29 protein-coding genes and 1 pseudogene are annotated in these 25336 nt (G+C 52.2%); 10 read left to right on the plus strand and 20 right to left on the minus strand.

Going from position 1 to position 25336, the window contains the following annotated elements:
- Positions 1–37 precede the first annotated feature (37 nt).
- The 4 genes from rpsU (at position 38) to rpoD (ending at position 4818) form a co-directional block, all read left to right on the plus strand.
- On the plus strand, positions 38–250 hold the full coding sequence (gene rpsU, locus PJU73_RS05605) for a 30S ribosomal protein S21 (protein WP_003680926.1): 213 nt from the start codon (positions 38–40) through the stop codon (positions 248–250).
- Positions 251–382: 132 nt separating this feature from the next.
- Positions 383–829, plus strand: coding sequence for a GatB/YqeY domain-containing protein (locus PJU73_RS05610; protein WP_237091395.1), 447 nt, complete (start codon positions 383–385; stop codon positions 827–829).
- A gap of 63 nt (positions 830–892) precedes the next feature.
- On the plus strand, positions 893–2668 hold the full coding sequence (dnaG, locus tag PJU73_RS05615; RefSeq protein WP_237091396.1) for a DNA primase: 1776 nt from the start codon (positions 893–895) through the stop codon (positions 2666–2668).
- A gap of 200 nt (positions 2669–2868) precedes the next feature.
- Positions 2869–4818, plus strand: coding sequence for an RNA polymerase sigma factor RpoD (gene rpoD, locus PJU73_RS05620; RefSeq protein WP_237091397.1), 1950 nt, complete (start codon positions 2869–2871; stop codon positions 4816–4818).
- 237 nt (positions 4819–5055) lie between these two features.
- Here rpoD and PJU73_RS05625 read toward each other — a convergent pair whose 3' ends face one another.
- Positions 5056–5412, minus strand: coding sequence for a winged helix-turn-helix transcriptional regulator (locus PJU73_RS05625; RefSeq protein ID WP_237091437.1), 357 nt, complete (start codon positions 5410–5412; stop codon positions 5056–5058).
- 168 nt (positions 5413–5580) lie between these two features.
- Between PJU73_RS05625 and PJU73_RS05630 the strand changes: the two are divergent.
- Positions 5581–5741: pseudogene (locus PJU73_RS05630) on the plus strand (pirin family protein); the annotation flags it as partial.
- Between the two features lie 31 nt (positions 5742–5772).
- Here PJU73_RS05630 and PJU73_RS05635 read toward each other — a convergent pair.
- Positions 5773–7434: an electron transfer flavoprotein-ubiquinone oxidoreductase gene (locus PJU73_RS05635; RefSeq protein ID WP_237091398.1), complete on the minus strand. Its 1662-nt coding sequence runs from the start codon at positions 7432–7434 to the stop codon at positions 5773–5775.
- A gap of 15 nt (positions 7435–7449) precedes the next feature.
- Between PJU73_RS05635 and PJU73_RS05640 the strand changes: the two genes are divergently transcribed.
- A complete protein-coding gene (locus PJU73_RS05640; protein ID WP_237091399.1) occupies positions 7450–7731 on the plus strand; it encodes a hypothetical protein in 282 nt (93 codons plus the stop codon).
- On the opposite strand, the gene PJU73_RS05645 is transcribed toward PJU73_RS05640, so the two are convergent.
- The 7 genes from PJU73_RS05645 to PJU73_RS05675 form a co-directional block, all read right to left on the minus strand.
- Complete coding sequence (locus PJU73_RS05645; RefSeq protein WP_237091400.1) at positions 7700–8656, minus strand: metal ABC transporter solute-binding protein, Zn/Mn family; 957 nt, start codon at positions 8654–8656, stop codon at positions 7700–7702. The genes PJU73_RS05640 and PJU73_RS05645 overlap by 32 nt on opposite strands.
- 143 nt (positions 8657–8799) lie before the next feature.
- Positions 8800–9675 carry a metal ABC transporter permease gene (locus tag PJU73_RS05650; protein WP_237091401.1) on the minus strand — a complete coding sequence of 292 codons (876 nt, stop codon included), beginning with the start codon at positions 9673–9675 and terminating at the stop codon, positions 8800–8802.
- A gap of 98 nt (positions 9676–9773) precedes the next feature.
- Positions 9774–10499, minus strand: coding sequence for a metal ABC transporter ATP-binding protein (locus PJU73_RS05655; protein ID WP_237091402.1), 726 nt, complete (start codon positions 10497–10499; stop codon positions 9774–9776).
- Positions 10496–10621, minus strand: a complete 126-nt coding sequence (locus PJU73_RS05660) for a hypothetical protein (RefSeq protein ID WP_255758773.1) — start codon at positions 10619–10621, stop codon at positions 10496–10498. Before PJU73_RS05660 ends, PJU73_RS05655 begins: the two co-directional genes overlap by 4 nt.
- Positions 10622–11018: 397 nt before the next feature.
- The gene (locus PJU73_RS05665) at positions 11019–11312 is read right to left on the minus strand and encodes a hypothetical protein (protein ID WP_237091403.1); all 294 of its coding nucleotides are present in this window, start codon (positions 11310–11312) and stop codon (positions 11019–11021) included.
- Positions 11309–11704, minus strand: a complete 396-nt coding sequence (locus PJU73_RS05670) for a phage holin family protein (protein ID WP_237091404.1) — start codon at positions 11702–11704, stop codon at positions 11309–11311. Before PJU73_RS05670 ends, PJU73_RS05665 begins: the two co-directional genes overlap by 4 nt.
- A gap of 126 nt (positions 11705–11830) precedes the next feature.
- On the minus strand, positions 11831–12265 hold the full coding sequence (locus PJU73_RS05675; protein ID WP_237091405.1) for an ElaB/YgaM/YqjD family protein: 435 nt from the start codon (positions 12263–12265) through the stop codon (positions 11831–11833).
- Between the two features lie 314 nt (positions 12266–12579).
- Between PJU73_RS05675 and scpC the strand changes: the two genes are divergently transcribed.
- Positions 12580–14106 carry a succinyl-CoA:acetate CoA-transferase ScpC gene (scpC, locus tag PJU73_RS05680; protein ID WP_237091406.1) on the plus strand — a complete coding sequence of 509 codons (1527 nt, stop codon included), beginning with the start codon at positions 12580–12582 and terminating at the stop codon, positions 14104–14106.
- Positions 14107–14273: 167 nt separating this feature from the next.
- Here the strand turns inward: scpC and PJU73_RS05685 are convergent, their stop codons facing one another.
- Complete coding sequence (locus PJU73_RS05685) at positions 14274–14771, minus strand: lipoprotein (protein WP_237091407.1); 498 nt, start codon at positions 14769–14771, stop codon at positions 14274–14276.
- A gap of 219 nt (positions 14772–14990) precedes the next feature.
- Here PJU73_RS05685 and PJU73_RS05690 point away from each other — a divergent pair, with 219 nt between their 5' ends.
- Positions 14991–15443 carry a PM0630 family protein gene (locus tag PJU73_RS05690; protein WP_237091408.1) on the plus strand — a complete coding sequence of 151 codons (453 nt, stop codon included), beginning with the start codon at positions 14991–14993 and terminating at the stop codon, positions 15441–15443.
- Positions 15444–15563: 120 nt separating this feature from the next.
- Here the strand turns inward: PJU73_RS05690 and guaA are convergent, their stop codons facing one another.
- From guaA to PJU73_RS05715, 5 genes are all read right to left on the minus strand, one after another.
- The gene (gene guaA / locus PJU73_RS05695) at positions 15564–17129 is read right to left on the minus strand and encodes a glutamine-hydrolyzing GMP synthase (protein ID WP_237091409.1); all 1566 of its coding nucleotides are present in this window, start codon (positions 17127–17129) and stop codon (positions 15564–15566) included.
- Positions 17130–17263: 134 nt separating this feature from the next.
- Positions 17264–17602 (minus strand): hypothetical protein, encoded by a 339-nt coding sequence (locus PJU73_RS05700; RefSeq protein ID WP_237091438.1) that lies wholly within the window; start codon positions 17600–17602, stop codon positions 17264–17266.
- A 183-nt stretch (positions 17603–17785) separates the two neighbouring features.
- The gene (gene smpB / locus PJU73_RS05705; RefSeq protein WP_237091410.1) at positions 17786–18232 is read right to left on the minus strand and encodes an SsrA-binding protein SmpB; all 447 of its coding nucleotides are present in this window, start codon (positions 18230–18232) and stop codon (positions 17786–17788) included.
- 82 nt (positions 18233–18314) lie between these two features.
- The gene (locus PJU73_RS05710) at positions 18315–18533 is read right to left on the minus strand and encodes a DUF1653 domain-containing protein (RefSeq protein ID WP_237091411.1); all 219 of its coding nucleotides are present in this window, start codon (positions 18531–18533) and stop codon (positions 18315–18317) included.
- 87 nt (positions 18534–18620) lie between these two features.
- Complete coding sequence (locus PJU73_RS05715) at positions 18621–18824, minus strand: cold-shock protein (RefSeq protein ID WP_002217533.1); 204 nt, start codon at positions 18822–18824, stop codon at positions 18621–18623.
- Between the two features lie 256 nt (positions 18825–19080).
- On the opposite strand from PJU73_RS05715, the gene clpS reads away from it, so the two are divergent.
- Together clpS and clpA are read left to right on the plus strand one after the other, a co-directional pair.
- The gene (gene clpS / locus PJU73_RS05720; RefSeq protein ID WP_237091412.1) at positions 19081–19398 is read left to right on the plus strand and encodes an ATP-dependent Clp protease adapter ClpS; all 318 of its coding nucleotides are present in this window, start codon (positions 19081–19083) and stop codon (positions 19396–19398) included.
- 3 nt (positions 19399–19401) lie between these two features.
- Positions 19402–21639 carry an ATP-dependent Clp protease ATP-binding subunit ClpA gene (gene clpA / locus PJU73_RS05725; protein WP_237091413.1) on the plus strand — a complete coding sequence of 746 codons (2238 nt, stop codon included), beginning with the start codon at positions 19402–19404 and terminating at the stop codon, positions 21637–21639.
- Positions 21640–21757: 118 nt separating this feature from the next.
- On the opposite strand, the gene PJU73_RS05730 is transcribed toward clpA, so the two are convergent.
- From PJU73_RS05730 to pgeF, 5 genes are all read right to left on the minus strand, one after another.
- Entirely contained in the window at positions 21758–22270 is a 513-nt protein-coding gene (locus PJU73_RS05730; protein WP_237091414.1) for an RDD family protein, read from the minus strand.
- Positions 22271–22486: 216 nt separating this feature from the next.
- The gene (locus tag PJU73_RS05735) at positions 22487–22906 is read right to left on the minus strand and encodes a hypothetical protein (RefSeq protein WP_237091415.1); all 420 of its coding nucleotides are present in this window, start codon (positions 22904–22906) and stop codon (positions 22487–22489) included.
- 105 nt (positions 22907–23011) lie between these two features.
- Positions 23012–24007, minus strand: coding sequence for a DNA polymerase III subunit delta (holA, locus tag PJU73_RS05740; protein ID WP_237091416.1), 996 nt, complete (start codon positions 24005–24007; stop codon positions 23012–23014).
- Positions 24007–24486 carry an LPS-assembly lipoprotein LptE gene (locus PJU73_RS05745; protein WP_237091417.1) on the minus strand — a complete coding sequence of 160 codons (480 nt, stop codon included), beginning with the start codon at positions 24484–24486 and terminating at the stop codon, positions 24007–24009. The genes holA and PJU73_RS05745 overlap by 1 nt, the downstream gene beginning before the upstream one ends.
- Before the next feature lie 51 nt (positions 24487–24537).
- On the minus strand, positions 24538–25317 hold the full coding sequence (gene pgeF, locus PJU73_RS05750) for a peptidoglycan editing factor PgeF (RefSeq protein WP_237091418.1): 780 nt from the start codon (positions 25315–25317) through the stop codon (positions 24538–24540).
- Between the last annotated feature and the right edge of the window lie 19 nt (positions 25318–25336).

A 25336-nucleotide genomic window follows, 5' to 3' on the forward strand; every position in this document is an offset into this window, starting at 1 on the left:
TTTTTACGGCCCGAACCAGAATTTTGAAGGAAATAAAATGCCTGCAATCCGTGTAAAAGAGAATGAACCATTTGAAGTTGCCATGCGCCGTTTCAAACGTGCTGTAGAAAAAACCGGTCTGCTGACCGAGCTGCGCGCCCGCGAAGCCTACGAAAAACCGACTACCGAGCGCAAACGCAAAAAAGCTGCTGCAGCCAAACGTCTGCAAAAACGCCTGCGCAGCCAACAACTGCCTCCTAAAATGTACTGATTACAGGCCTAACCTGTGATTGAGCAAGACACACCGTAAGGCCGCAAGCCCTACGGTGTTTTTGCCTTTATCGCCAAAACCGTCTGGCGATTCCCCGACCCAATACCGTCTGAAAACCCAATCGGAGCCGATATGAGCCTGAAAGCCAAACTGACCGAAGACATGAAAACCGCCATGCGTGCCAAAGACACACTCACTTTAGGCACCATCCGCCTGATTAACGCCGCCATCAAACAATACGAAGTGGACGAGCGCAGCGAAGCCGACGATGCCAAAGTAACCGCCATTTTGGGCAAAATGCTCAAACAGCGCAAAGACAGCGCCAAAATCTACACCGAAGCCGGCCGCAGCGACTTAGCGGACAAAGAAAACGCCGAAATCGACGTGTTAAACCGTTATCTTCCTCAAATGATGTCGGAAGACGAAATCCGCAACGCCGTGGCCACCGTTATCACCATGACCGGCGCTTCAGGCATGGCGGACATGGGCAAAGTAATGGGCGTATTAAAAACCCAGCTTGCCGGCAAAGCCGATATGGGCGAAGTCAATAAAATTTTAAAAGCCGCTTTGAGTGCCTGATTTTTTCACCATTTTCAGACGGCCTCTGCTCCCCATGCCGTCTGAAAAACACCCGACCAGCCTATGATTCCCGCCGATTTCATTGACGAGCTGCTTGCCAAAATCGATATTGTCGATATTATCGACGAACAGGTGCCGCTGAAAAAAAGCGGTGCCAACTATATGGCCTGCTGTCCGTTTCATAAAGAGAAAACCCCGTCGTTTTCCGTCAGCCCGACCAAGCAGTTTTACCACTGCTTCAGTTGCGGGGCGCACGGCTCTGCGATCGGGTTTATGATGGAACACCAAGGTTTGTCGTTCCCCGAAGCGGTGCAGCAGCTGGCGGATCGTGCCGGTATGAAAGTGCCGCAGACACGGGGACAGAATGAAAATCCGGAAGTCCGTGCCGAACGCAAGAAAAAACAGCAAACGCTGGAAGAAACCACCGAAGCGGCAGCACAGTTTTATGCGCAGCAGCTTCCCTTACACGCCGCCGCCCATACTTATTTCCAACAGCGGGGCTTGAGTGCAGAAGTGATTGCCCACTACGGCTTGGGTTATGCGCCCGAAGGCTGGCAGCCGCTGGCGAAAGTGTTCCAGCCGTATCCGAACACGGCGCTGGTGGAAAGCGGTATGGTGGTTGATAACGAAGGCAAATATTACGACCGTTTCCGCCATCGGGTGATGTTTCCGATCCGCAATCCTCGAGGGCAGGTCATCGGCTTCGGCGGGCGGGTACTGGACGATTCCAAGCCCAAATATTTAAACTCTCCCGATACCCCGCTGTTTGACAAGGGAAAAAACCTCTACGGCCTGTACGAAGGCCGCTCGGCGATTAAAGAAGCCGGTCGGATTTTGGTGGTCGAAGGCTATATGGACGTAGTCGCACTGGCGCAGTTCGGCATCGGCTACGGCGTGGCCTCGCTGGGTACGTCCACCACCGCCGAACACGTTAAAATCCTGATGCGGCAGGCAGACAGCATTTATTTCTGTTTCGACGGCGACAGTGCCGGCCGCAAAGCGGCATGGCGGGCATTGGAAAACGCTTTGCCGCAACTGAAAGACGATAAAGCGCTGCATTTTCTGTTTCTACCCGAAGAACACGATCCGGACAGCTATATCCGTGCGTTCGGCAAAGATAAATTTGAAGATATGCTGCTCAGCCAGAGCAAGCCGCTGTCGGAATATTTCTGGCAGCATCTTTCAGACGGCCTCAACCTCCACACGCAGGAAGGCAAAGCCGAATTGGTAAAAACCAGTTCGCCGCTGCTGGCGCAAATCACCGCCCCCGCCCTCGGCTTTTTATTGAAACAGAAACTCAGCGAGCTGGTGGGCATTGATCCCGCCGACTTGGCGCAACTTTTGGGGCAGGAAGCACCCAAACGCAGCGTAAAAGCCAAAAGCTACAAATTGCCGAGTGCCACCGCCAAGCAGCCCGCCATGCTGACTTTGGTGCAAAAGCAGATCCGCAGCCTCTTGATAAATCCGAATTGGGCTGCATATATAGATTTGCCTGAATATCTGGTCTTAGACGGCGACTTTGCCTGCTTGGCCAATCTGGCAGAATGGATCAACAGCCAGCCCGCCGCACCGAGCAGCGCCCAAATTTTGGAATATATGCGCCACTCGCCGCACCAAGCCCTGCTGAACCTGATTTTCCAATCAGCATCCGGCATATCGGAAGCCTTGGAAGGCAGCAGCGAAGAAGATTTGGAAAACTTCCGAATCGGCATGAAAAAGCTGTTGGACGAATTAAAATACCGCCAAATCGAATCCTTAAAACAAAAAAATCTGCACAGCGGATTAAGCGATTACGAAAAAAAACTCCTGCTTTCGCTGCTGACGCTGAAAGCACATTGATTTTTATGCGTGAACGGCAACAACGAAACCGACCGTTCACATACCGGCCAAAGCCGTCTGAAAACACATACTTGCTGCGACAACCAACCATGCAGAACACACTTTTCCCATTTTCAGACGGCCTCGGCCCGCAACCGCTGTAAAACCCGTTGCCCGAAACCTTTACAGCAAAATACCAACGCCCAACCTTTGAGATTACCATGTCCAAAAACCCACTCAATCCACAAGATCAGGACGAAAACCGTCCGTTAAGCACAGCGGAACAGCGGGAACGCCTGCGCCAGCTCATCATCATGGGTAAAGAGCGAGGCTACATCACCTATTCCGAAATCAACGATGCCCTACCCGACGATATGTCGGATGCCGACCAAATCGACAACATCGTCAATATGATTGCCGGCTTGGGCATTCAAGTAACCGAACAGGCACCCGATGTCGAAGACATCTTATTGAGCGACAACGCCGCCTCCATCACCGACGACGACGCTGTCGAAGAAGCCGAAGCCGCCCTTTCCAACGCAGATTCCGAGTTCGGCCGCACCACCGACCCTGTGCGGATGTATATGCGCGAAATGGGACAGGTTGATCTGCTCACCCGCGAAGACGAAATCATCATCGCCAAAAAAATCGAACATGCCCTGAAAAACATGGTTCAGGCCATTTCCGCCTGTCCGGGTTCGATTGCCGAAATTCTGGCGCTGATCGAAAAAATCCGCAACGACGAAATCCGTGTCGATGAAGTGGTCGAAGCCATTATCGACCCCAACGAAGTTCTGCTCAACGAATTGGGCTTAAGCCACCTCGATTCAGTCGATACCGACGACGTTGCCGACAGCAGCGATGAGAGCGATGAAGACGAAGAAGATGCCGAAGATGACGACGACACCGCCACCGACGCCGAATCCATGTCCGCCGCCAATCTGGAAGAATTAAAACAAAAAGTGTTGGAACACTTCCAGCAAATCGAAGCCGACTACGCCAAAATGGTCGCCGAACTCAACGCCCACGACAGCCGCCACCCCGACTATCTGGCGCACCGTGATGCTATCGCCTCCAAACTTTTGGAAGTACGCTTCGCCACCCGCCAGATTGAAAGCCTGAGCAGCAACCTGCGCAACCGTGTCGATCAAATCCGCAAACTCGAACGGGAAATCCGAGACATTTGCCAAGACCGTGTCCACATGGATCGGGACTACTTCATCGCCAACTTCCTACCCAACATCACCAACCTCGCATGGGTAGAAGAAGAAGTTGCCAAAGGCGGCAAATGGTGCGATGCCCTCGACCGCTTCCGCCACGCCATCATCGAAAAGCAAACCGCATTGGCGGATATGGAAAAAGAAACCCGCATTTCCATCGAAGAATTAAAAGAAATCAACAAAGACATGGTCAAAAGCGAAAAAGAAACCGCTTCGGCCAAACAGGAAATGATTCAGGCCAACCTGCGTCTGGTGATTTCCATCGCCAAAAAATACACCAACCGAGGTTTACAATTCCTTGACTTGATTCAAGAAGGCAACATCGGCCTGATGAAAGCAGTCGATAAATTCGAATACCGCCGCGGCTACAAATTCTCCACCTACGCCACATGGTGGATCCGCCAAGCCATCACCCGCTCGATTGCCGACCAAGCCCGTACCATTCGGATTCCGGTTCACATGATTGAAACCATCAACAAAATGAACCGCATTTCCCGCCAATACCTGCAGGAAAACGGCGAAGAACCCGATTCGGCCAAACTGGCAGAACTCATGCAGATGCCGGAAGACAAAATCCGCAAAATCATGAAAATCGCCAAAGAACCGATTTCCATGGAAACCCCGATCGGCGACGACGACGATTCACATTTGGGCGACTTCATCGAAGATGCCAACAACATCGCCCCCGCCGATGCCGCCATGTATTCCAGCCTGCACGAAGTAACCAAAGAAGTGTTGGAAAGCCTTACCCCGAGAGAAGCCAAAGTCCTGCGTATGCGCTTCGGTATCGACATGAACACCGACCATACCTTGGAAGAAGTCGGCAAACAGTTTGACGTAACCCGGGAACGCATCCGCCAAATCGAAGCCAAAGCCCTGCGCAAACTGCGCCACCCAACCCGCAGCGACCGCCTCAAAAGCTTCTTGGACAGCGAAGACCACAAACTGTAACCCATAACGTGTGATAACAAAGCACAAACAAAAAGCAGACCCGAAACAGTCTGCTTTTATCTTTTTCTCGTCCTAACCTCACAGTGGAAATCTACCACAATCAACAGTTTCAGGCCGTCTGAAAATCGGAAATCGTGATTTTCAGACGGCTTTGTTTTGCTTCAACCACAGTCGGCATGCTTAACTTTTTCAGGGTATCACGGGTTTGGTGATAAACCCGTCAGTTTCTTACACTGTTCATTCCTGCACCAACTTTTTATGTTTGATACATTCCTCGGCGTATTGTATGCCCCATGCGTGTATGGCATCGATTACCGGTATCAGCGTTTTCCCGAATTCGGTCAGTGAATATTCCACCTTGGGCGGGATTTGCGGATACACTTCCCGATGCACAATTCCATCGTTTTCCAACTCACGCAGCTGCAGCGTCAGCATGCGTTGGGTTATGCCTGCAAGCAGTCGCTGTAATTCGTTGAAGCGTCGGGTTTCTCCGTTTAAATAATATAAAATCAATACCTTCCATTTTCCGCCGATAATATTTAACGTATTGACGACAGGATAGCAAGAGCTGTGGGCGTGTTCTGTTTCCGACATCATTGGCCTCCAAGCAATACTGTGTTTCCTAACCTTGCTGTATTATTTACCACAGTATAAAAAATGTACGTACTTGTGAAAAAATATGTACCCCATATAATACACTCATCAACACAACGCCAACAAGCAAAACAGGAGACATACGGCTTCACAAGAAGGAAATTCACCATGCGCCATATCAAACAAATCTATCGTACCGACAGCCAACATTGGGTCGGCGACGGTTTTCTCGTCCAACCGCTCTTTTCCCACATGTCAGACGATCGCAGCACCAATCTTTTTTGATGCTCGACTACGCCGCACCTAAAGCCATCTGCACAAACCAAGCCGTCTGAAAATCCGATTTTCAGACGGCTTGGTTTACATAGCGCCGTAATTCGGGCCGCTTCCGCCTTCGGGGCAAATCCAGACGATGTTTTGGGTCGGGTCTTTGATGTCGCAGGTTTTGCAGTGGACGCAGTTGGCAGCGTTAATTTGCAGCTTGGGCTTGCCCTCTTCTTCGACAATTTCATAGACCGCCGCCGGGCAATAACGGGTTTCCGGCGAGGCGTATTCACGGTGGTTGATGTCCATCATGACTTGGGGATTGTTCAGGGTCAGATGGTCGGGTTGGTTTTCATCGTGGGCGGTATTGGCGAGGAATACGCTGCTGAGGCGGTCGAAGGTCAATACGCCGTCGGGTTTCGGATAGGCAATCGGTGTGGATTGCGCCGCCGGTTTGAGCTGTTCGTTGTCTTTGCCGTGGTGGCGCAGCGTCCACGGTGCTTTGCCTTTAAACAGTAATTGGTCGATTCCGGTGTAGAGCATACCGGCATACACGCCCCATTTAAACGACGGGCGTACGTTGCGGGCGGCATACAGTTCTTGATATGCCCAGCTTTGCTCGAATAATTGCTGATATTGCGCTGCTTCTTTGCCGCTTTCGGGTTCGCCGCTTTCTTCCAGATTGTCCAGCAGCGGGAACACGGCTTCGGCGGCCAGCATGGCGGATTTCATGGCGGTGTGCGTGCCTTTGATTCTCGGCATATTCATAAAGCCGGCCGCATCGCCGACCAATACGCCGCCGGCAAAAGAGAGTTTCGGCAAACTCTGCAGGCCGCCTTCAATCAGCGCCCGTGCGCCGTAAGCAATGCGGCGGCCGCCTGCGAAGGTTTTGCGGATTTCGGGGTGGGTTTTAAAACGTTGGAACTCTTCAAACGGCGACAGATAGGGATTTTGGTAATCCAAACCGACCACGAAGCCGACGGCGACTTTGTTGTCGTCTAAATGATAGATAAACGAGCCGCCGTAGGTTTTGCTGTCCAGCGGCCAGCCTGCGGTATGCACGACCAAGCCGGGCTGGTGGTTTTCAGACGGCACTTCCCAGACCTCTTTAATGCCCAAGCCATAGGTTTGCGGCTGGCTGTTTTGATCGAGTTTGAAACGTTCGATGATTTGTTTGGAAAGCGAACCCCGGCAACCTTCGGCAAAAATGGTCTGCTGCGCCCATAATTCCATACCGGGCTGGAAATTGTCGGTGGCTTCGCCGTTTTTGCCCACACCCATATTGCCGGTGGCGATGCCTTTTACCGAACCGTCGGCATGATACAGCACTTCGGCGGCGGCAAAGCCGGGATAAATTTCCACGCCCAAACCTTCCGCCTGTTCCGCTAGCCAGCGCACCAACTGCGCCAAGCTGATGATGTAGTTGCCGTGGTTGTTAAAATTCGGCGTAACCGGCAAGTTAAAGGCTTTTTGTTCGGTCAGAAACAATACTTTGTCTTGGGTAACGCTGCGGGTCAGCGGCGCACCGAGTTCCCGCCAATCGGGAATCAGTTCGCTCAAGCTGATGGGGTCAATCACCGCACCCGATACAATATGCGCCCCCGCTTCAGAGGCTTTTTCCACCACGCAGACGCTGATTTCCCGACCGGCCGCTTCCGCCAGCTGCTTGAGTTTAATCGCCGCCGACAGCCCCGCCGGCCCTGCGCCGACAATCACCACATCATACTGCATACTGTCGCGTGCTATGGTTTGCGTCATGGTTTTTTATTCCTTATGATTTTTAGATTATTTACTTTAAGGGCGGATTATACGGCAAACTTTGGCGGCTACCAAACCTTACCGCTGTTGGCGCACCGTTTCTTGGTAAATGATGATGGATTTTCAGACGGCCTTAATAATCCGTTGTTACCGTTATCCCTCAATCATTATAACATTCAAGGCCGTCTGAAAACCAAGGCCAAGCGCCGCCAAACAAAAACCGCACCGGAAACATACGGTGCGGCTGTATTTACTGCGGGAAACCTTATTTTTTCATGGCATCGGTCAAGGCTTTGACATTGTAGCGGTACATACCGATATAGGTATCGGCCGGTGCGCTACCCAAAGCATCGGAATACAGTTTGCCGCTCACACGCACGCCGGTTTCTTTGGCAATACGGTCCACCATGCGGGTATCTTTAATGTTTTCGACAAACACGGCATTAATGCCCTCGCGCTTGATTTGGCGGATAATCGAAGCCACCTGTTTGGCAGACGGCTCGGCGGCGCTGCTCACGCCCTGCGGCGCAATAAAGCTCACATTATAACGTTTTGCCATATAAGAGAATGCATCATGCGCCGTCAGCACTTTGCGTTTGTCGGCAGGCACAGAACCGAATGCCGCCTGAGCATCGCTGTGCAGCTTTTTCAGCTGGTTTTGATACGCAGTCAAACGTTGCTGGTAGTAGGCTTTGCCTTCAGGGTCGGCCTGAATCAGGGCGTTACCGACATTTTGGGCGTAAGTTACCATTAATACAGGGTCGGTCCAAACATGCGGGTCAAACTCGCCGTGGTCGTGATGATGGTGGTGATCGTGGTCATGATCGTGGTCATGATCGTGGTCATGATCGTGATCGCCATCATGGTGATGATGATGGTGATGGCCGCCCTCTTCGGCTTTCAAGGCAGTAATGTTTTTCGTTGCTTCGGCAAACGGCACTTTGCTCTGTTTCACCGCACGCTGTACATCAGCACCTTCCAAGCCCAAACCGTTTAACAACACCAGCTTGGCAGAACGGATTTTTTTAATATCGCCGCTGGTCATGTGATACGCATGGGCATCTTGGTTGGCACCGACCAAACTCTGCACGGCAACACGCTCGCCGCCGACCTGTTTCGCCACATCACCCAAAATGCTGAAGCTGGTTACCACCGGCAACGGCGCAGCTTGAGCCGCACCCGCCAACAACGCTGCAATCACACCCAGTTTCCACTGTTTCATAGACCAATCCTTTTCTTGATATAACATAACATTTTATCAGTTTAAAACAGACCGCCAAGATAATCAAGCCATGCCGTCTGAAAAATGCTTTATCCAAACTACAAACCAAACAGCAGATGATTGATTCATCTGCTGTTTTCAATTCAAGCCGCACGATGGCGTTTGCGCCGCAGCCATTTGACCAAAATACCGCCTTCCCAACCGAATACGACCGAGAGCAGATAGACTGTGCCGCAGCATAAAATAATTGCCGGACCGGACGGAATTTCGATGTGGTAGGAAAACAGCAGTCCGCCCAAGCCGCACAGCAGCGCCAGTAAAACGGACAACAACATCAGTTGTCCCAAACTTCTTGCCCACAGGCGGGCGGTAATCGCCGGCAACATCATCAGACCGACCGACATCAGCGTACCCAATGCCTGAAAACCCGCTACCAGATTCATCACCACCAGAATCAGAAACACCACATGCCAAAAACCGCCCCGCCCCTTAACTGCCTGCAAAAACAGCGGGTCGATGCTTTCCAGCACCAGCGGGCGGTAAATCACTGCCAATATCACCAGCGTCAGACTCGCCACCGCTGCAATCAGTTGCAATGCCTGAATATCCACCGCCAGCACCGAGCCGAACAGCAAATGCAGCAAATCAACGCTGTCGCCGTTTTTGCTGACCAACACCACGCCGATGGCCAAACTGCTCAAATAAAAAGCAGCAAAATTGGCATCTTCCTTCAAAGCGGTAAACCGGCTGACCAATCCTGCCAGCAGCGCCATCAGCATACCGGCGGCAAATCCGCCTATGCTCATCGCCGGCAAGCTTAGTCCGGCAAACATATAGCCAATCGCAGCGCCGGGCAAAACCGCATGGCTGAGGGCATCGCCGACCAAACTCATGCGGCGCATCACCAAAAATACGCCCACCGGTGCGGCGCTCAATGCCAGACAGACGATAGACGCTAAGGCATAGCGCATAAAGTCGAATTCGATAAAGGGGGCAAAAACAAGTTCTTGTAAATTCATATATTTCTGAGATTAAATTGAGCAAAGCCCATTTTCAGACAGCCTATCGGCAACAAAAGCCGCACAACATTGCCCTGCTGCGGTTTGGTGCGTTCCCGCTATACCGCACACCAGTCGGCGGATTCCTGTTGCTGCATGGCCGCATTCGCCTGCAGCAGATAATCGTCCACCAATACCTGCTCGGTTGCACCGCAGGCGATTTTTTCCCGTGCAATCAACAGAGTTTTCGGGAAATACGCCCGTACCTGTTCGTAATCGTGCAACACGGCAATCACTGCCTGACCGTCGCCGTGGCAACGGCGCAATACGTCCAGCAACGCATAGGTTGTGCGGGCATCTACCGCATTAAACGGCTCGTCCAACAATAAAAATTTGGCATTTTGTGCCAACATGCGGGCAAACAATACCCTCTGAAACTGGCCGTTGGACAAATGCGCAATCTGCCGTCCGGCAAAATCGCTCATGTCCACCCGTTCCAAAGCCTGATGCACCCGTCGGCGCTGCTCGGCATTCACCCTGCCGAAAAAGCCGATTTCGTACCACAACCCCATCGCTGCCAGCTCGAATACCGTCATCGGCTGGCTGCGGTCGATATCCGACTGCTGCGGCAAATAGGCAATATCCTGACGGCGCAGCCCGTTTAGAGACACTTTGCCGGTATCCGTTTTCTGCAGCCCCATTACCGCCTTCAGCAGCGTGGATTTCCCCGCCCCGTTCGGCCCGAACACCGCCCACATCGAGCCGTCGGCAAATTCGGTGGAAACATGGTGGACCACCGGCCGGTGCTGGTAGCTGACTGTCAGATTTTCAACCACAATACTCATGCCGCCGCCCAAAAATAAACGCCCCACAGCAACGCCAATGCCGCCGAAACAATCAGCAGCCGCTGCCACAGGCCGGTCAGTAAAATAGAATTCATCGTAGAAAAAGCAATTTCAGACGGCATGAATGCGATGCCGTCTGAAAATCGTCAAAAGTCAAAACAGCCGTGATGATACTGTATAACATTTTGATTGTAAACGCTGCGGCAAACCTTTATGGCGCAAACGCTTTATTTACCGTGCAAAACAGGGCGCATTCCTGACGGACAAGCCTTTTCACTTTGCACCATGCAAAGGCCGTCTGAAAATCGGATTGAGACCTTTGCAAAACCCTAGATTTGAGTACAGTTCGAAGTTATAGCAGCAAAAAAATCGCAGACATATCATAAAGATAGGCAAGATTTTGAGCAGTGCATAACGAAGAAATGTACCAAAGATAGGGAATTTGCAAAGGTCTCAGATTTTCAGACGGCCTTCAAACTCAATATGTACTAAGCGATTGCGTGATTAAAATATGTTTAACTACCGTTTCCGCCCTGCCTGTTGCCAAAACTGCCATGCAGCGGCGGCAAGCAGTGCGCCGAAGCGGTGTTTTTTCGCCAACGGCATTAAGGCGGCGGTTTTGACCAAGCCGTCGGCCGACAGTTTGCTGCCGATTTCCGCCAGTTGCAGCAGTAGGTTTTCGATGTGCAGGCTGCGGGCGGACTTTTGTTCTTTCAGTTTTTTCTGTTTCAAATGCGATGCGGCGATTTTCAGCCGTGCCAGTTTGATTTCCAACTCCAGCAGTTCGCGTTCTTCTTGGGTTTGCTGACTCATTCGCCCTCTCCTTCTTTTTCTGCTTCGCCGCGCAGGTAGGCGATGTCGGTACGCATATCGCTCAGGGTTTGGGAAACGGCGTGGCTGCGGTTTTTCCAACTGCCGGCAATCGCTGCCAATACGCCGATAATCAGTACCACGCCGAGGGCGGCAATGCCGAAAAATACCCACACGGCGGTTTGGTCGTCCAATATTCTGTTTAATCCGAACAGCAGGCTGATTAAGCCGACAAACAGGAAAATCAGTGCCAACACCAAATAAACTGCCAGCCGCACGGCGTGTTCGGTCTGCTCGGCGATATTGACGCTCAACAGTTGCAGGCGCAGCAATAATAAATCTACGCCTTGATTCAATAAAATTTTTCCGTGACGGACGGTTTCTCCGATACTCATTTTTTATTCCTGTTTTATTTCTGACTGAATCGATTTGTTTGTTGGAACATATAATATAGTAAATTCCCGATACGCCAATGCCGTCTGAAAACCCTATCATTTTCAGACGGCATACTTCAGCTCAGATTAGCGGCGGTTCAGCAATGCGCCGACCACCAAACCTGCTAAAGCGGCAATGCCCATGGCGTAATAAGGTTTGTCCCGAATGGCATCGTCTGCCTGCGCCGCACGGTCGCGCACGCTTTGGCGGGCTTCTTCTTCAAATTCGGCGAAACGGCGTTTGCCTTCGTCAAAACGTTTGCCTGCTTCGTCTTTAAAGGTTTCGTATTTGTCCCGTGCCTGTTCTGCATGGTGTTTCACACGTTCTGCCGCCTCTTCTTCAAAGCGGATCAGTTTTTCTTTGGCGGCATCGAGTTTTTCCTGCAATTTTGCTTTCGCCGCTTTGGCTTCGTCGCTGCCTGCTTCAACGCCGTTTTGGTACAGTGATTCGACATCATTCATTACTTCGCGGATATCGTCCAACAAAGCCTGTTTGCGTGCGTCATAATCATGTTTGCTCATGGTATCTCCTTTTTAAGTAAATGAATTTTCAAGTGCAGCAGTTTGCGCTGCGAAACTGTTTATTCAGTATAAAAATTTTCATATTCACAAACAAGCCAAATCGATTAAAGTTTGTCGCCTGTCGTGTAAAGTTTTATTCAAACGGGTTAGCCTGCAAAGGTTGCCGGACAGAGCTTGAACTGCTTTACACATATAGCCCTTTATTATATATTTCCCCTATTCCGGCGAGATGATATGCCGTGCCGGATATAAATCCGATCATTGAAGCATATGGGCGCTGCCCTGCCTTCACCCGTTCAAGGAGGAGAATCCTGATGACTGCCAATACCGTAGAACGCATCCGCCACCAAGGTCTGCGTAACAAAATTATGTCTGCCGAACAGGCTGCCGAGCTGATTCAAGACGGCATGACCTTGGGCATTGCCGGTTTCACCGGCGCAGGTTACCCGAAAGCCCTGCCGACCGCCATCGCCGAACGTGCCAAAGCCGCACATAGCGCAGGCAAACCGTTTAAAATCAATATGATTACCGGCGCTTCCACTGCTCCGGACTGCGACGGCGTATTGGCCGCCGCCGATGCCGTAGCCTTCCGTGCGCCGTTCCAATCCGATCCGGGTATCCGCAACAGCATCAACGCCGGCAATATCCATTATCAGGATATGCACCTGTCGCATGTCGAGCAGCAAATCCGCAACGGTTTCTACGGCGATATTCATGTTGCCATCATCGAAGCCGCCGGCATTACCGAAGAAGGCAAAATCATTCCGGCCATGGGCATCGGCCACAATAATGAAGTGTTGAAAGCTGCCGATAAAGTTATTATCGAAGTCAATGCCAAGCAAAACGAAAAACTGGAATCCATGCACGATGTTTATTTCGATGTCGGCACGCCGCCGCACCGCCCTGCGATTCCGCTGCTCGAACCCGACGGCCGCATCGGTAGCCCGTATTTGGAATGCGATTTAAACAAAATCGCCGCCATCGTTTTGACCGACTCGTTCGACCGCAACAGCAAATTTGCTGATCCTGACGAAAACTCCAAACGCATTGCCGCCCAAATCATCGACTTCTTCGACCACGAAGTCAAAGCAGGCCGCCTGCCCGCCAACCTGCTGCCGCTGCAATCCGGCGTGGGCAACGTGGCCAATGCCGTATTGGCGGGTCTGCTGGACGCTCCGTTCGACAATCTGACCGGCTACACCGAAGTGTTGCAGGACGGTATGCTGGATTTGATTATCGCCGGCAAAATGAAATCGGCTTCCGCCACTGCCCTTTCGTTCAGCCCCGACGCATTGCAGCGCTTCAACGACAACATCGACTTTTTGCGCGACAAAATCATTTTGCGTCCGATGGAAATCACCAATAATCCGGAACTGATCCGCCGTTTGGGCGTGATTGGTATGAACGCCATGATTGAAGCCGACATCTACGGCAACGTCAATTCCACCCATGTTATGGGTACGAAAATGATGAACGGCATCGGCGGTTCGGGCGACTTTACCCGCAACGCTTTCTTCTCGTTCTTCGTCAGCCCGTCGGTGGCCAAAGACGGCGCTATTTCGTGTATCGTACCGATGGTTTCCCACCACGACCATACCGAACACGATGTGATGTTTATCGTAACCGAACAAGGCATGGCCGATCTGCGGGGCAAATCACCTCGCCAACGCGCCCGTTTAATCATCAACAACTGCGCCCATCCGGACTACCGAGACATGTTGAACGATTACTACGACCGTGCCGAAAAAGCCGCCGCCGGTCTGCACACGCCGCACATCCTGAGCGAAGCCCTGTCTTGGCACCAACGCTTTGTCGAAACCGGCGACATGCGCATTAAATAAAGTCTGAACAGACCGACAGGCCGTCTGAAAACGGGGTTGCTTCAATCACCCGATTTTCAGACGGCCTTATTTTGTTTTCAGATAAATAAAAGCAGCAGACGGAATATCCTGTCTGCTGCTTTTAATATCATGTTTTCAAATGCAATTTATCCGAAACCGATTCTACCTTATTTCAACGGTGTCATATTCATCACTTCCATCAGGAAGTTGGTGAACGCCGGATTGGTCGGCTTGCTGCCCATATTCGGCCAACGCAACTGCCAGCCTTTCAAGGCATTTTGAATATACAGTTTAGACTGCTCGGTTGTAATTTCGCCACGCTGGCTGTCCACCGCCGAACGCAGATACACTTCATACATGCTGTCATCCACATTATTGCGGCCGACCAGTTGGATACGGAAGCGGTTTAAATACTGCGCCGCCTGAACCTTGGTCAGTTTGCCTGAATCCACCTGAATTGCCAAACGGGTGGCTTCGTCACGAATTTTGGAAACATCGCCCCAATGGCTCTGTGCCAACTGGAAGCCGCCAGCAGGCGCAACCGCCGTTTCAATATTCGGCAAACCGATCGGCACTTGTTTCAGCGTGGGAATATAAACTGATTGACAGCCGGTTAAGGCTGCCAGCGTCAATAAAAAAGGAAGATATTTTTTCATAGCCGACATTATATAGTGAAAAGAATTTATTTTCCATATCGGGCGGCCGTCTGAAAACCGCATGGATAATTTATCGGCAAAATTACAACAATGTTCGGATAAATCCCTGTTTTCTATTCAAAAATCCCTCATCTCAAAAAACCGGAAATTTTTCCGCACAGCTACACCATACCGTCATTTTTCAGTATAATCAGCCTGTTTGAAACCCTATCGTGTAAGAAATTTCCCATGAAAACACCTGTATTGCTCACCCTGATGTTTGCCGCAGCCACAGCCGTTGCCGCAGACAAACCCGATACCCAAGCCGAAACCAATCCGCCTCAAATCATCTTCGGCACTGTTTCGCAAAACAGCAACACCCTTACCCCGACCACCGAAGTCAACCAAAAAGACGGCCGTTACTGCTGGGTAGCCGTTAATGTCAATGCCGGCAGCAAAGCGGCAGTTGAAGAATTCCAGCAAACACCGGCAGGCGGCTCATACACCGCCCCCAATGCCTCTATCGACAGCAACGCATTGCGTACCCAACACAAAATCAACTTCTACGCCACCCGCAACGAACGAGGCGAATACAACCACTGCTGGCTCTACGGCAACACCGATCCGCTCGGCGATTACGAAACCACCGTCCGCATCGGCGACATCCAGTTTCCGCCAATCAAGTGGAAACTGATTCGCTGATTGCCAATCATAGCCAATCCGCTGTAAAAGGCCGTCTGAAAATCGGGTTTCCAATTTTCAGACGGCCTCGATAACACCAATAAAAAAACCCCTGAATCATCAGGGATTTTTTATTTTGGGCTACTCCCATTCAATCGTGGCAGGCGGTTTGCCGCTCACGTCGTACACGACACGGTTAATGCCTTTGACTTCGTTGATGATGCGGTTGGACACACGGCCGAGCAGAGAATACGGCAATTCGGCCCAATGTGCAGTCATGAAGTCGCTGGTTACGACGGCTCGCAGGGCGACGACGTAATCGTAGGTGCGGCCGTCGCCCATTACGCCGACAGATTTGACCGGCAGGAATACGGCAAACGCCTGACTGGTGAGGTCGTACCAAGATGTGCCGTTTTCATCGGCGGTGTTGCGCAATTCTTGGATGAAAATATCGTCCGCCTGACGCAGCAGGTCGGCGTATTCTTTTTTCACTTCGCCCAAAATGCGTACGCCCAAACCGGGGCCGGGGAATGGGTGGCGGTACACCATTTCACGAGGCAGGCCTAAGGCTACGCCCAATTCCCGAACTTCGTCTTTAAACAAATCCCGCAAAGGTTCGAGCAGTTTGAGCTTCATGTTTTCGGGCAGGCCACCGACGTTGTGGTGGGACTTGATGGCATGGGCTTTTTTGGTTTTGGCACCGGCCGATTCGATTACATCGGGGTAAATCGTGCCTTGCGCCAGCCATTTAGCGTTGGTGAGTTTTTTCTCTTCGGCATCAAATACTTCGATAAATTCCGCACCGATGATTTTGCGTTTTTTCTCGGGGTCGGTTACACCGGCGAGTTTGTCCATAAACTGAGTTTCGGCATCGACGTGAATCACTTTTACGCCCAAGTTGCGGGCGAACATGTCCATCACCATTTTGCCTTCGTTGAGACGCAAGAGACCGTGATCGACAAACACGCAGGTGAGCTGGTCGCCGATGGCACGGTGAATCAAGGCAGCAGCAACGCTGGAATCCACGCCGCCGGAAAGGCCTAAAATCACTTCGTCGCTACCGACTTGTTCCCGGATTTTGGCAACGGCTTCTTCGATGTAGTTGGGCATGGTCCAGCTCGGTTTGGCACCGCAGATGTCTAAGACAAATCGGTTCAACAACGCCCGACCCTGCTTGGTGTGGGTAACTTCGGGGTGGAACTGGATACCGTAGAATTGTTTGTCGGCATTTTCCATCATAGCAATCGGGCAGGACGGCGTGTCGCCGATAACGGCAAAGCCTTCGGGCAGTTTGGACACTTTGTCGCCGTGGCTCATCCAGACATCAAGCGTGTTCGGTGCTTCGTCCTGAATGCCTCGGGTCAGTTCGCTGTCGATGGTTTTCACTTGGGCATAGCCGAATTCCCGTTGGTTGCCGGGGCTGACTTCGCCGCCTAAGTGGTGTGCCATAAACTGCATACCGTAGCAGATGCCCAATACGGGAATACCCAAATCGAACAGACCGGTATCGGCTTGGTAATCAGAGGCATATACGGAATTCGGGCCGCCGGAGAGGATAATGCCTTTCGGATTGAAGGCTTTGATTTCTTCCAGAGGCATATCGAATGAATGCAGCTCGCAGTAAACATGTGCTTCGCGCACACGGCGGGCGATCAGTTGGGTTACTTGCGAACCGAAATCGAGAATCAGGATTTTGTCTTGAGTCATGGTGTTGGCTTTTGCTGGATTGAACGGAAACGGAAAACCGGTTTAAGACGGCAGCGAACCGATTAAAAATCAGGCCGTCTGAAAATGACCTATTGTATCATTTTTCAGACGGCCTACCATAGCCTTGTTTGCAGTCAATATTTTGCGGACTGTCGGACTTTTTCCGGCACAAGGCTGCTGCGGGAAAGCAGCAACAGGCAGCCGAGTATCATCATGCCCAGCGCAATCAGCGGCGAAATGTTCAGCCAATAAGCGTGGTGCAGATAAACGGCAGCACCGATATACAGCAGAATCGGGCCGGAAACAATCGATTGTTTGTTAATCCCGTCCATAATCAACACGGCGCAGCCGGCGACAGCCAAACCGGCGGCAACCAGCGTGGCGGTAGCGGGCAGAATATCGGTAGTTTTAAGAAACCAGACTGCTCCGAAGATAATCAGAAACAGAGGCAGAGCAAGCGAGGCTTGGCGCATGGCAGCATTCCTTTCCAAACGTGTTTTCAGACGGCCTGCGGTGTGCAGGTTTCGCCTGCGATGATTGATTGCGGCAAAATATTCCAAACCGCAAACCGTATATGGTGGCTATTATCGGTTTGGCGGGCCGTTTGGCAAGTGCCTACTGTGCAATATTGTGTATATTCGGGTAAAGGAAAGGCTTTAGCGGGTAGTTTTCATCAGCCGCTGTTTTTCCCGCTTCCAATCGGCTTCTTTCAGACTTTGGCGTTTGTCGTGCTGCTTCTTACCTTTGGCCAGACCGATTTCTATTTTAATGCGGCCACGGTTGTAGTGCATATTGAGCGGCACAATGGTATAGCCCGAACGCTCGGTCTTTCCGATTAACTTATTGATTTCAGACTGATTCAGCAATAATTTCCGCTGGCGGACGGGATCGGGTTTGACATGGGTGGACGCAGTCGGCAGCGCCGTGATGTGGCAGCCGTGCAGATAGAAAGCGTCTTTTTTCCAATAGATATAGCTTTCCTTGAGCTGCACCCGTCCGGCACGGATGGCTTTCACTTCCCAGCCTTCCAACACCAAACCGGCCTCGATTTGGTCTTCGATAAAATAGTCGTGAAAAGCTTTTTTGTTGTTGGCAATACTCATAATTCTGATTCTATACTGTTTTCAGACGGCCTATTTTATAGCGGAACAGTGTAATTTTCCACACAGGCCGTCGGCGGCGTGGTCAAAATGCCTGAACCAGGCAGAAACGGGGCAGCGTTTCGCCATTAAGGGAAACGGTTTCGGCAAACATGGCCGACGGACGCACCCACAAACCGTAGTTGCCGTAAAGCGCACGGTACACCACCTGCTCTTCTTCGGTTTCACTGTGGCGGGCAACGCCGATAACTTCGTAAAGATTACCTTTATAGTGGCGGTAAATACCGGGGATGATGGCACTCATTGGATAATTAGTTTTGGAGAATGTTGAAAATAATAAAAACCGACGGGAAAACCCGCCGGTTTTTACGGCTGATACCTGAACACTCGCTTAGGCGGCTTGGATATTAGCAGCTTGTTTGCCTTTAGGGCCGGTGGTTACGTCGAAAGAAACACGTTGGCCTTCTTTCAAGGTTTTGAAACCTTCCATGTTGATCGCAGAGAAGTGAGCGAACAAATCTTCGCCGCCTTCATCCGGAGTGATGAAACCAAAACCTTTAGCGTCGTTAAACCATTTTACGATACCGGTTGCCATTAGAACTTCCTATACTTAAAAATTAACAAAAACAGCAAAATAAGGCAATACGGAAAACTTAAAAGTTTCGAGTTTCCCCAAAAAAACATTTATGCTTACTTCGAGTGCCAAGCTCTGCTTAACTGTCTTTTTACATTTGTTAAGGGGCTACGTCAAGCAATGATTGGGAAAAAGTGCAAAATTTATTAAAATAAGACAAAATGCAACAGTAAACGGCACATGCCGCCCAAACAATACCGATTTTAAGGAACATAAAATGAGTCATGCACACACCGACCGCGAACGCGGCGAAACTTTGGCCGAGGATCGGCAAACCGTCCGTCCGCCCAAACGCTTCGGCGTGTTTTTGCTGAATGACGACTACACTACTATGGATTTTGTGGTCGAAATATTGAGCGAAGTCTTTATGCTCGGACAAGAGCAGGCGGTGGCGGTGATGCTGCTGGTTCATCACGAGGGGAAAGGTTTGTGCGGCACTTATACCAAAGATATTGCGCAGACCAAACAGCAGCAGGTGATGCAGCGGGCAAAGGCAGCGGGGCACCCGCTGCAATGTATTGTAGAAGAGGTTTGAGCCATGATTTCACCTGAATTGGAACGGATTTTACAGCAGCTTTACAGCGATGCCCGCCGCCGGCGTTATGAATTAATCGGTTTGGAACAGCTTTTGCACACGCTGATGACGCAGGACGAACATGTTGCCGTGGTGTTGAAACAGTGCGGTGCCGATTTGGCACGCTTGGAGCAGCAGCTTGACACCAGCATGGAAGAAAACACGCCGAAAATCCCCGAAGGACGGGAAGATGACAGCGAAACGCAGCCGACTTTGGGTTTCCAGCGGGTGATTCAGCGGGCGATGGTGCATACCCAGTCGGCAGGCAAAGACAGCGTCGAGCCGCTGGACGTATTGGTGGCGCTGATGAACGAAACCGACAGCCATGCAGTGTATTTTCTGGCACAGCAAAACATCAACCGTTTGGAAATTCTGCGCTGCATCGCCCACGGTCTGGCAACCGAACAACGGTTTTCAGACGGCCTGATCGAGAACGAACATGCCGAAAGCGGCGGCGATGCTTTGGCGGATTATACTTTGAATCTGAACGAAGAAGTCCGTGCCGGACGAATCGACCCGCTAATCGGCAGAACGCACGAAATGGAGCGGCTGGTGCAGATTTTATGCCGCCGCCGCAAAAACAATCCGCTGCTGGTCGGCGAAGCGGGCGTGGGCAAAACGGCGCTGGCGGAGGGGCTGGCATATCGGGTGGTGCATGGCGATGTGCCGGATATTCTCAAAGAAACCGCGGTTTACGCCCTCGACATCGGCGCTTTGCTGGCGGGAACAAAATACCGCGGCGATTTTGAGGCACGGATTAAGGCAGTATTAAAACGGCTTGAAGCCGTGCCGAATGCCGTATTGCTGATTGACGAAATCCACACGCTGGTCGGTGCCGGCAGCACCGGCAGCAGCCATGTCGATGCCTCCAATCTGTTGAAACCGGCACTGGCAAAAGGCAGCCTGCGCTGTATCGGGGCGACCACTTATGACGAATACCGCACCGTTTTCGCCAAAGACCATGCCCTGAGCCGCCGTTTTCAAAAAGTGGACATTGCCGAGCCGAGCGTGGCGGAAACCGTGCAAATTCTCAACGGCTTGAAACCGGCATTTGAAGCCTTCCATCACATCCGCTACACGCAGGACGCTTTGACGGCGGCGGCGGAGCTGTCGGCACGCTACATCAACGAGCGTTTTTTGCCTGATAAAGCGATTGACGTGATGGACGAAGCCGGTGCGGCGCAGAAAATCCTACCGAAATCCAAGCAGAAAAAAATCATCGGCAAGGCTCAAATCGAAGCCGTGATTGCCAAAGTCGCCCGCATTCCCGAAAAAAACGTATCGCACGACGACAAACAGGTTTTGCAGTTTTTGGCACGGGATTTGAAAAATATGGTGTACGGGCAGGACAACGCCATCGAAGCCTTGGTGTCGGCGGTAAAAATGTCCCGTTCCGGCTTGGGCTTGCCCGACAAACCCATCGGCAGCTTTCTGTTTTCCGGCCCGACCGGTGTCGGCAAAACCGAAGTGGCCCGCCAGTTGGCATTTTCACTGGGCGTGCCGCTGCAACGCTTCGATATGTCGGAATATATGGAACGCCACGCCGTTTCCCGCCTAATCGGCTCGCCGCCCGGCTATGTCGGCTTCGAGCAGGGCGGTTTGCTGACCGAAGCGGTCAATAAGCAGCCGCATTGCGTTTTGCTGCTGGACGAAATCGAAAAAGCCCACCCCGATATTTTCAACATTTTATTGCAGGTAACCGATGCCGGTACGCTGACCGACAACAACGGCAAAAGTGCCGATTTCCGCAATGTGATTCTGATTATGACCACCAACGCCGGTGCGGAAAGCCTGAGCCACCCGAGCGTGGGCTTTACCGGCAAACGGGAACGGGGCGATGAAATGCAGGCCATCAACAAACTGTTTACGCCGGAATTCCGCAACCGCTTGGATGCCATTATCCCGTTTGCCCCGTTGGACGAAGACGTGATTGCCAAAGTGGTGGACAAATTCCTGCTGCAGCTCGAACACCAACTTTCCGAGAAAAAAGTCAGCGTAGAATTTACCGCCGCCATGCGCCGCTATCTGGCAGAAAAAGGCTTCGACCCGCAAATGGGCGCCCGCCCGATGCAGCGCCTGATTCAGGAAGAAATCCGCAAACCGCTGGCAGACGAACTGCTGTTCGGCAAACTGGCAGACGGCGGCAGCGTGTGTATCGACCGAGACAGTAAAACCGACAAAACGGTATTGAAGTTTGATTAATGATTGGCTGAATTTTGCTTCAGCAGATAAAATGAGGCCGTCTGAAAATTGGAACCCCGATTTTCAGACGGCCTTGTATCGTGAATCCACTATAGTATAGTCGGTAATTTGTGGTGAATTATTCCGCTTTCAAATCCACCAGCCTTGTTCCCGCTAAAAAGTCGTAGAGAAACTGGCGGTCGGGGTTGAGCCATGCAAAACCCCATGGAAGAATCAGCCAAAACAGTGAGGCGGCAAAGGCGGGCATGGGCGGGATACCGAACTGTTGGCGCAGGGCGGCGTATGCCAGCAGGGGGATAAAGACGATAAACACGCTGGCCCAGAGAAAACGGCTGCGCAGCTGCGGCAACGGCGGTTGCACGCCTTGTTGGTTGCAGAGGCCGATTTTCCAAGTCTGCATCGCCAGCGTTTGCCCTTTTTTCAGCCAGTTGCTGCGGAAATAATACCACCAACCCGCCTGCATCAGCAGGGCAGTAACCAATCCGGAAAGATAGGTTGAAACGGGATTAAGGGCAATGGCGGAGATACCGGCAACAATGGCGGTTACGGCGGTTACGGCGCTGACCAGCAGCAATTCGTACACCAAGGCGGCAAAGCGGCGTTTGAGGGGGGCGGTCGGAAACGGGGTCATAGCGCAGATTTACTTTTAAAATAGGACAAGGCGGCAAACTGAAGACAGTAGAGGTAATCTGATACAGTTAGCCAACGCCGCTCTATTCCGTGAATTAACTGTATTTCTAGCACACATTCCTAATTCATTCAGCCCGTCATAAACTAATGCAAGCTAAATGTCAGAAAGCCTGCCTGCGGTTAATCCGCAGACAGACTGCGTGCGTGTTCGTCTGAATCAGCGGTGCGGACGGCGCTGGCCTTTGGCCTGACGTGCCGCCATTTGGTTCATTTCCTGACGGCTCGGGCGTTTTTTGAACAGGGCGTGGGCTTCTTCCACCGAGCATTTTTGTGCCAGACAAATCAGGGTAACGGCATCTTTTTGGTGTTGGCCGCCGCTGTGGTACATCCGGCGCAGGTTGGCTTCGTTGAGTCGGCCTTTTTCAGGGTCGATGTCGAATTTTTTCAGGCGTTCGATAAATTGGCGCTGCTGGCGGCGGGAGGTCCAGAAAAAGCCGCCGACTGCTGCGGCTGCAATGATAACGGCCAATAAAATGGCCAGCGGCCATGAATCGACAATCAATACCAAAATCAGGCTCAAGACGGCGGTTGCCAGCAACAGCAGCCCGCCTAAGCGGATTTTTGTTTTTTTATCCATAGGTTAGGTTCCTTAAAAATTTGATGCCGTCTGAAAAGTGAAACGGCGGCACTCGATATAATGGGCGCTATTTTACCGTACTTTTTCAGTTTCCGCTGCTCTGTTTCATGCGGCCAATCCGGCAACCAGTTGTTTGAATTCCGCCCATGCGTCGCCGCTTTCTGCACCTTTGATCATACGGTCGATTTTGGCACAGGTTTTAAGCGCGTCCAGCAGTCGGGCAACGGAAATCCGTTTGGCGGTCTTTGGTGCCAGCGTCTGTTTTTCGCCCCACAGGCGCAGGCTGTTGCGCAGTGCGGCGACATTCTGCCCCTGCTTGAGGGCGGCGGTCAGCCGAATCAGCATCCGGATGTCTTCTGCCACCGCCCACAACAGCAATACCGGTTCTTCGCCCTCTTCTTCCAAACCATCCAACAGGCGGTTGGTGCGCACGGCATCGCCGCTCATCCATGCGCCTGCCAGTTGGAACACGTCAAAGCGTGCCACGTTGGCGACGGCGGCCTCGGCATCTTCGATATTCAGCACATGATTTTTCGGGTGCAGCAGCGCCAGTTTGTCGATTTCCTGTTTGGCGGCCAGCAGATTGCCTTCCACCCGTTCAGCAAACAGCGCCAAAGCGTCTGCCTCAATCGCCAAACCCTGCTTTTTCAGACGGCCTTGTATCCATTGCGGCAAGGCGGCGGTACTGACGGCTTTGGCTTCCAACACTTCGCCTTTGGCGGCCAATGCGCCAAACCATTTTGCCTGTGTCTGCGCCTTTTCCAGTTTGGGCAACAACACCACGGTTACGGTATCTTCGGGCAAATTGGCGGCTAGCGTCTGCAGGGCTTCGCCGCCGTTTTTGCCCGGTTTGCCGTTGGGAATATGGACTTCCAGCAGTTTCAAATCGGCAAACAGACCGATGCTGCCCGCCGACTGCAACAATTCCTGCCAATCAAAATGAGTATCGGCGGTATAGACTTCCCGATTGAGATAACCCTGTCGGCGGGCGGCGGCACGCAGAGCGTCCAGCGCTTCAATCCGCAGCAAATCTTCTTCGCCGTGAATGATATACAGCGGCTTCAGCGGTTTGCCGGTGTCGAGGGACGAAATATCCGCCATCAGTCTGCCGCTTTCATAAATGTCAGGCGGCGGACGATCTGTTCGGCGGCATCGGCGTACATTTCCGACCAAATGGTCTGCCCTTCTTCTTCCTTACCCAACACTTCGCTGTCGGTATAGTTCATGGTGCGGTGGGCATACACCTCAAACGGTTCGCCCAGCGGCTTGCCGTGTCGGCTTGCCTGCGCCCGCACATGCAGCGTCAGCAGATATTCGTTGATGTCGGCGGCACGGGTAATGGTGTACACCTCCCGGCGGTTATCAACATGGGTAACAGCAATGTCGGCTTGCGCCTGATTTACCGCCACCGGCATACCGTCGGCACGGCGCAAAGCGGTTTCCAACGCTGCCTGCAATGCGCCGCCGCTGACCGACCAATGCTGATACGGCAAATTGCCGGACAGGCCTTGGCTGCCTTTGAGATGGAATCCGCAGGCGGAAAGCAGCAATGCGGCGGCAATAACAATGATTTTTTTCATAAGGTTTTCTGTTTCCGAAAAATGGGGAACGGGCAATGCGGCAATCCGGAATTAAACGCCGCTTTTATCCAGCCAAATCAGGCTGACCATGCGGCCGGTCTGCCCGTCTCTGCGGTAGGAAAAAAAGGTATCCCGTTCCAAAACCGTGCAACGTTCGCCGCCGTAAACCAAATGCACGCCTTCCCTACGCAGCGTCATGCGTGCCAAGGCGTAAATATCGGCAAGGTATTTGCCGCCGCCGATGTCGCTGAATGCGGTTTCGGCTTCGGGCATCTGCCTGCAGAATGCGTCGGCAACGTCCTGCCCGACTTCAAATGCGTCCGGCCCGATGGCGGGACCGAGATAGGCCATGATTTCTTCGGGCGCAACCTTCATGGCACGCACGGTATTCTGCAACACGCCGCCCGCCAAGCCCCGCCAGCCGGCATGGGCGGCGGCAACCACCGTTCCGGCACGGTCGCAAAACAACACCGGCAAACAGTCTGCCGTCATGCTGGCGCAGGCGGCAAGGCCGCTGTCGTCCACTGAGGCATCGGCATCGGGCGTGTCGTGCAGCGCATCTGCGGCCCGCACCACGGTAGCGCTGTGGATTTGGTTGAGATACGCCACCGGCACGCCGACCTGCTGCTGCACAATTTCCCGATTTCGCTCAACGTGTTGCGGATTATCGCCGACATGCGCACCCACATTCAGCGAGGCAAACACGCCGCCACTGACACCGCCGTTGCGGGTGGTAATCAGGGTTTTCACAGATTTTGGCGCCGGCCAGTCTGCCGTCAGAAACGGCGTATTGGGAATGTGAATGCCCAAGGTTTCGTTTAATGTTTTCATATTGTTCCTTTTTCAGACG

Origin of the sequence: Neisseria lisongii (assembly GCF_028463985.1) — a bacterium.
Classification (GTDB): Bacteria; Pseudomonadota; Gammaproteobacteria; order Burkholderiales; family Neisseriaceae; genus Neisseria; species Neisseria lisongii.

Excerpts from the sequence above, each read along its gene's own strand:
- PJU73_RS05675 (WP_237091405.1), bottom strand. The coding sequence starts at position 12,265 with ATGAGCAAACATGATTATGACGCACGCAAACAGGCTTTGTTGGACGAT.
- PJU73_RS05735 (WP_237091415.1), bottom strand. The coding sequence starts at position 22,906 with ATGGATAAAAAAACAAAAATCCGCTTAGGCGGGCTGCTGTTGCTGGCA.
- clpS (WP_237091412.1), top strand. The coding sequence starts at position 19,081 with ATGAGTCATGCACACACCGACCGCGAACGCGGCGAAACTTTGGCCGAG.
- PJU73_RS05655 (WP_237091402.1), bottom strand. The coding sequence starts at position 10,499 with ATGAGTATTGTGGTTGAAAATCTGACAGTCAGCTACCAGCACCGGCCG.
- PJU73_RS05645 (WP_237091400.1), bottom strand. The coding sequence starts at position 8,656 with ATGAAACAGTGGAAACTGGGTGTGATTGCAGCGTTGTTGGCGGGTGCG.
- PJU73_RS05710 (WP_237091411.1), bottom strand. The coding sequence starts at position 18,533 with ATGAGTGCCATCATCCCCGGTATTTACCGCCACTATAAAGGTAATCTT.
- PJU73_RS05625 (WP_237091437.1), bottom strand. The coding sequence starts at position 5,412 with ATGTCGGAAACAGAACACGCCCACAGCTCTTGCTATCCTGTCGTCAAT.
- PJU73_RS05635 (WP_237091398.1), bottom strand. The coding sequence starts at position 7,434 with ATGACGCAAACCATAGCACGCGACAGTATGCAGTATGATGTGGTGATT.
- PJU73_RS05665 (WP_237091403.1), bottom strand. The coding sequence starts at position 11,312 with ATGAGTCAGCAAACCCAAGAAGAACGCGAACTGCTGGAGTTGGAAATC.
- guaA (WP_237091409.1), bottom strand. The coding sequence starts at position 17,129 with ATGACTCAAGACAAAATCCTGATTCTCGATTTCGGTTCGCAAGTAACC.
- rpoD (WP_237091397.1), top strand. The coding sequence starts at position 2,869 with ATGTCCAAAAACCCACTCAATCCACAAGATCAGGACGAAAACCGTCCG.
- rpsU (WP_003680926.1), top strand. The coding sequence starts at position 38 with ATGCCTGCAATCCGTGTAAAAGAGAATGAACCATTTGAAGTTGCCATG.
- PJU73_RS05700 (WP_237091438.1), bottom strand. The coding sequence starts at position 17,602 with ATGCGCCAAGCCTCGCTTGCTCTGCCTCTGTTTCTGATTATCTTCGGA.
- PJU73_RS05690 (WP_237091408.1), top strand. The coding sequence starts at position 14,991 with ATGAAAACACCTGTATTGCTCACCCTGATGTTTGCCGCAGCCACAGCC.
- clpA (WP_237091413.1), top strand. The coding sequence starts at position 19,402 with ATGATTTCACCTGAATTGGAACGGATTTTACAGCAGCTTTACAGCGAT.
- PJU73_RS05715 (WP_002217533.1), bottom strand. The coding sequence starts at position 18,824 with ATGGCAACCGGTATCGTAAAATGGTTTAACGACGCTAAAGGTTTTGGT.
- pgeF (WP_237091418.1), bottom strand. The coding sequence starts at position 25,317 with ATGAAAACATTAAACGAAACCTTGGGCATTCACATTCCCAATACGCCG.
- PJU73_RS05670 (WP_237091404.1), bottom strand. The coding sequence starts at position 11,704 with ATGAGTATCGGAGAAACCGTCCGTCACGGAAAAATTTTATTGAATCAA.
- holA (WP_237091416.1), bottom strand. The coding sequence starts at position 24,007 with ATGGCGGATATTTCGTCCCTCGACACCGGCAAACCGCTGAAGCCGCTG.
- PJU73_RS05640 (WP_237091399.1), top strand. The coding sequence starts at position 7,450 with ATGATTTTTAGATTATTTACTTTAAGGGCGGATTATACGGCAAACTTT.
- smpB (WP_237091410.1), bottom strand. The coding sequence starts at position 18,232 with ATGAGTATTGCCAACAACAAAAAAGCTTTTCACGACTATTTTATCGAA.
- dnaG (WP_237091396.1), top strand. The coding sequence starts at position 893 with ATGATTCCCGCCGATTTCATTGACGAGCTGCTTGCCAAAATCGATATT.
- PJU73_RS05610 (WP_237091395.1), top strand. The coding sequence starts at position 383 with ATGAGCCTGAAAGCCAAACTGACCGAAGACATGAAAACCGCCATGCGT.
- PJU73_RS05660 (WP_255758773.1), bottom strand. The coding sequence starts at position 10,621 with ATGCCGTCTGAAATTGCTTTTTCTACGATGAATTCTATTTTACTGACC.
- PJU73_RS05730 (WP_237091414.1), bottom strand. The coding sequence starts at position 22,270 with ATGACCCCGTTTCCGACCGCCCCCCTCAAACGCCGCTTTGCCGCCTTG.
- scpC (WP_237091406.1), top strand. The coding sequence starts at position 12,580 with ATGACTGCCAATACCGTAGAACGCATCCGCCACCAAGGTCTGCGTAAC.
- PJU73_RS05685 (WP_237091407.1), bottom strand. The coding sequence starts at position 14,771 with ATGTCGGCTATGAAAAAATATCTTCCTTTTTTATTGACGCTGGCAGCC.
- PJU73_RS05745 (WP_237091417.1), bottom strand. The coding sequence starts at position 24,486 with ATGAAAAAAATCATTGTTATTGCCGCCGCATTGCTGCTTTCCGCCTGC.
- PJU73_RS05650 (WP_237091401.1), bottom strand. The coding sequence starts at position 9,675 with ATGAATTTACAAGAACTTGTTTTTGCCCCCTTTATCGAATTCGACTTT.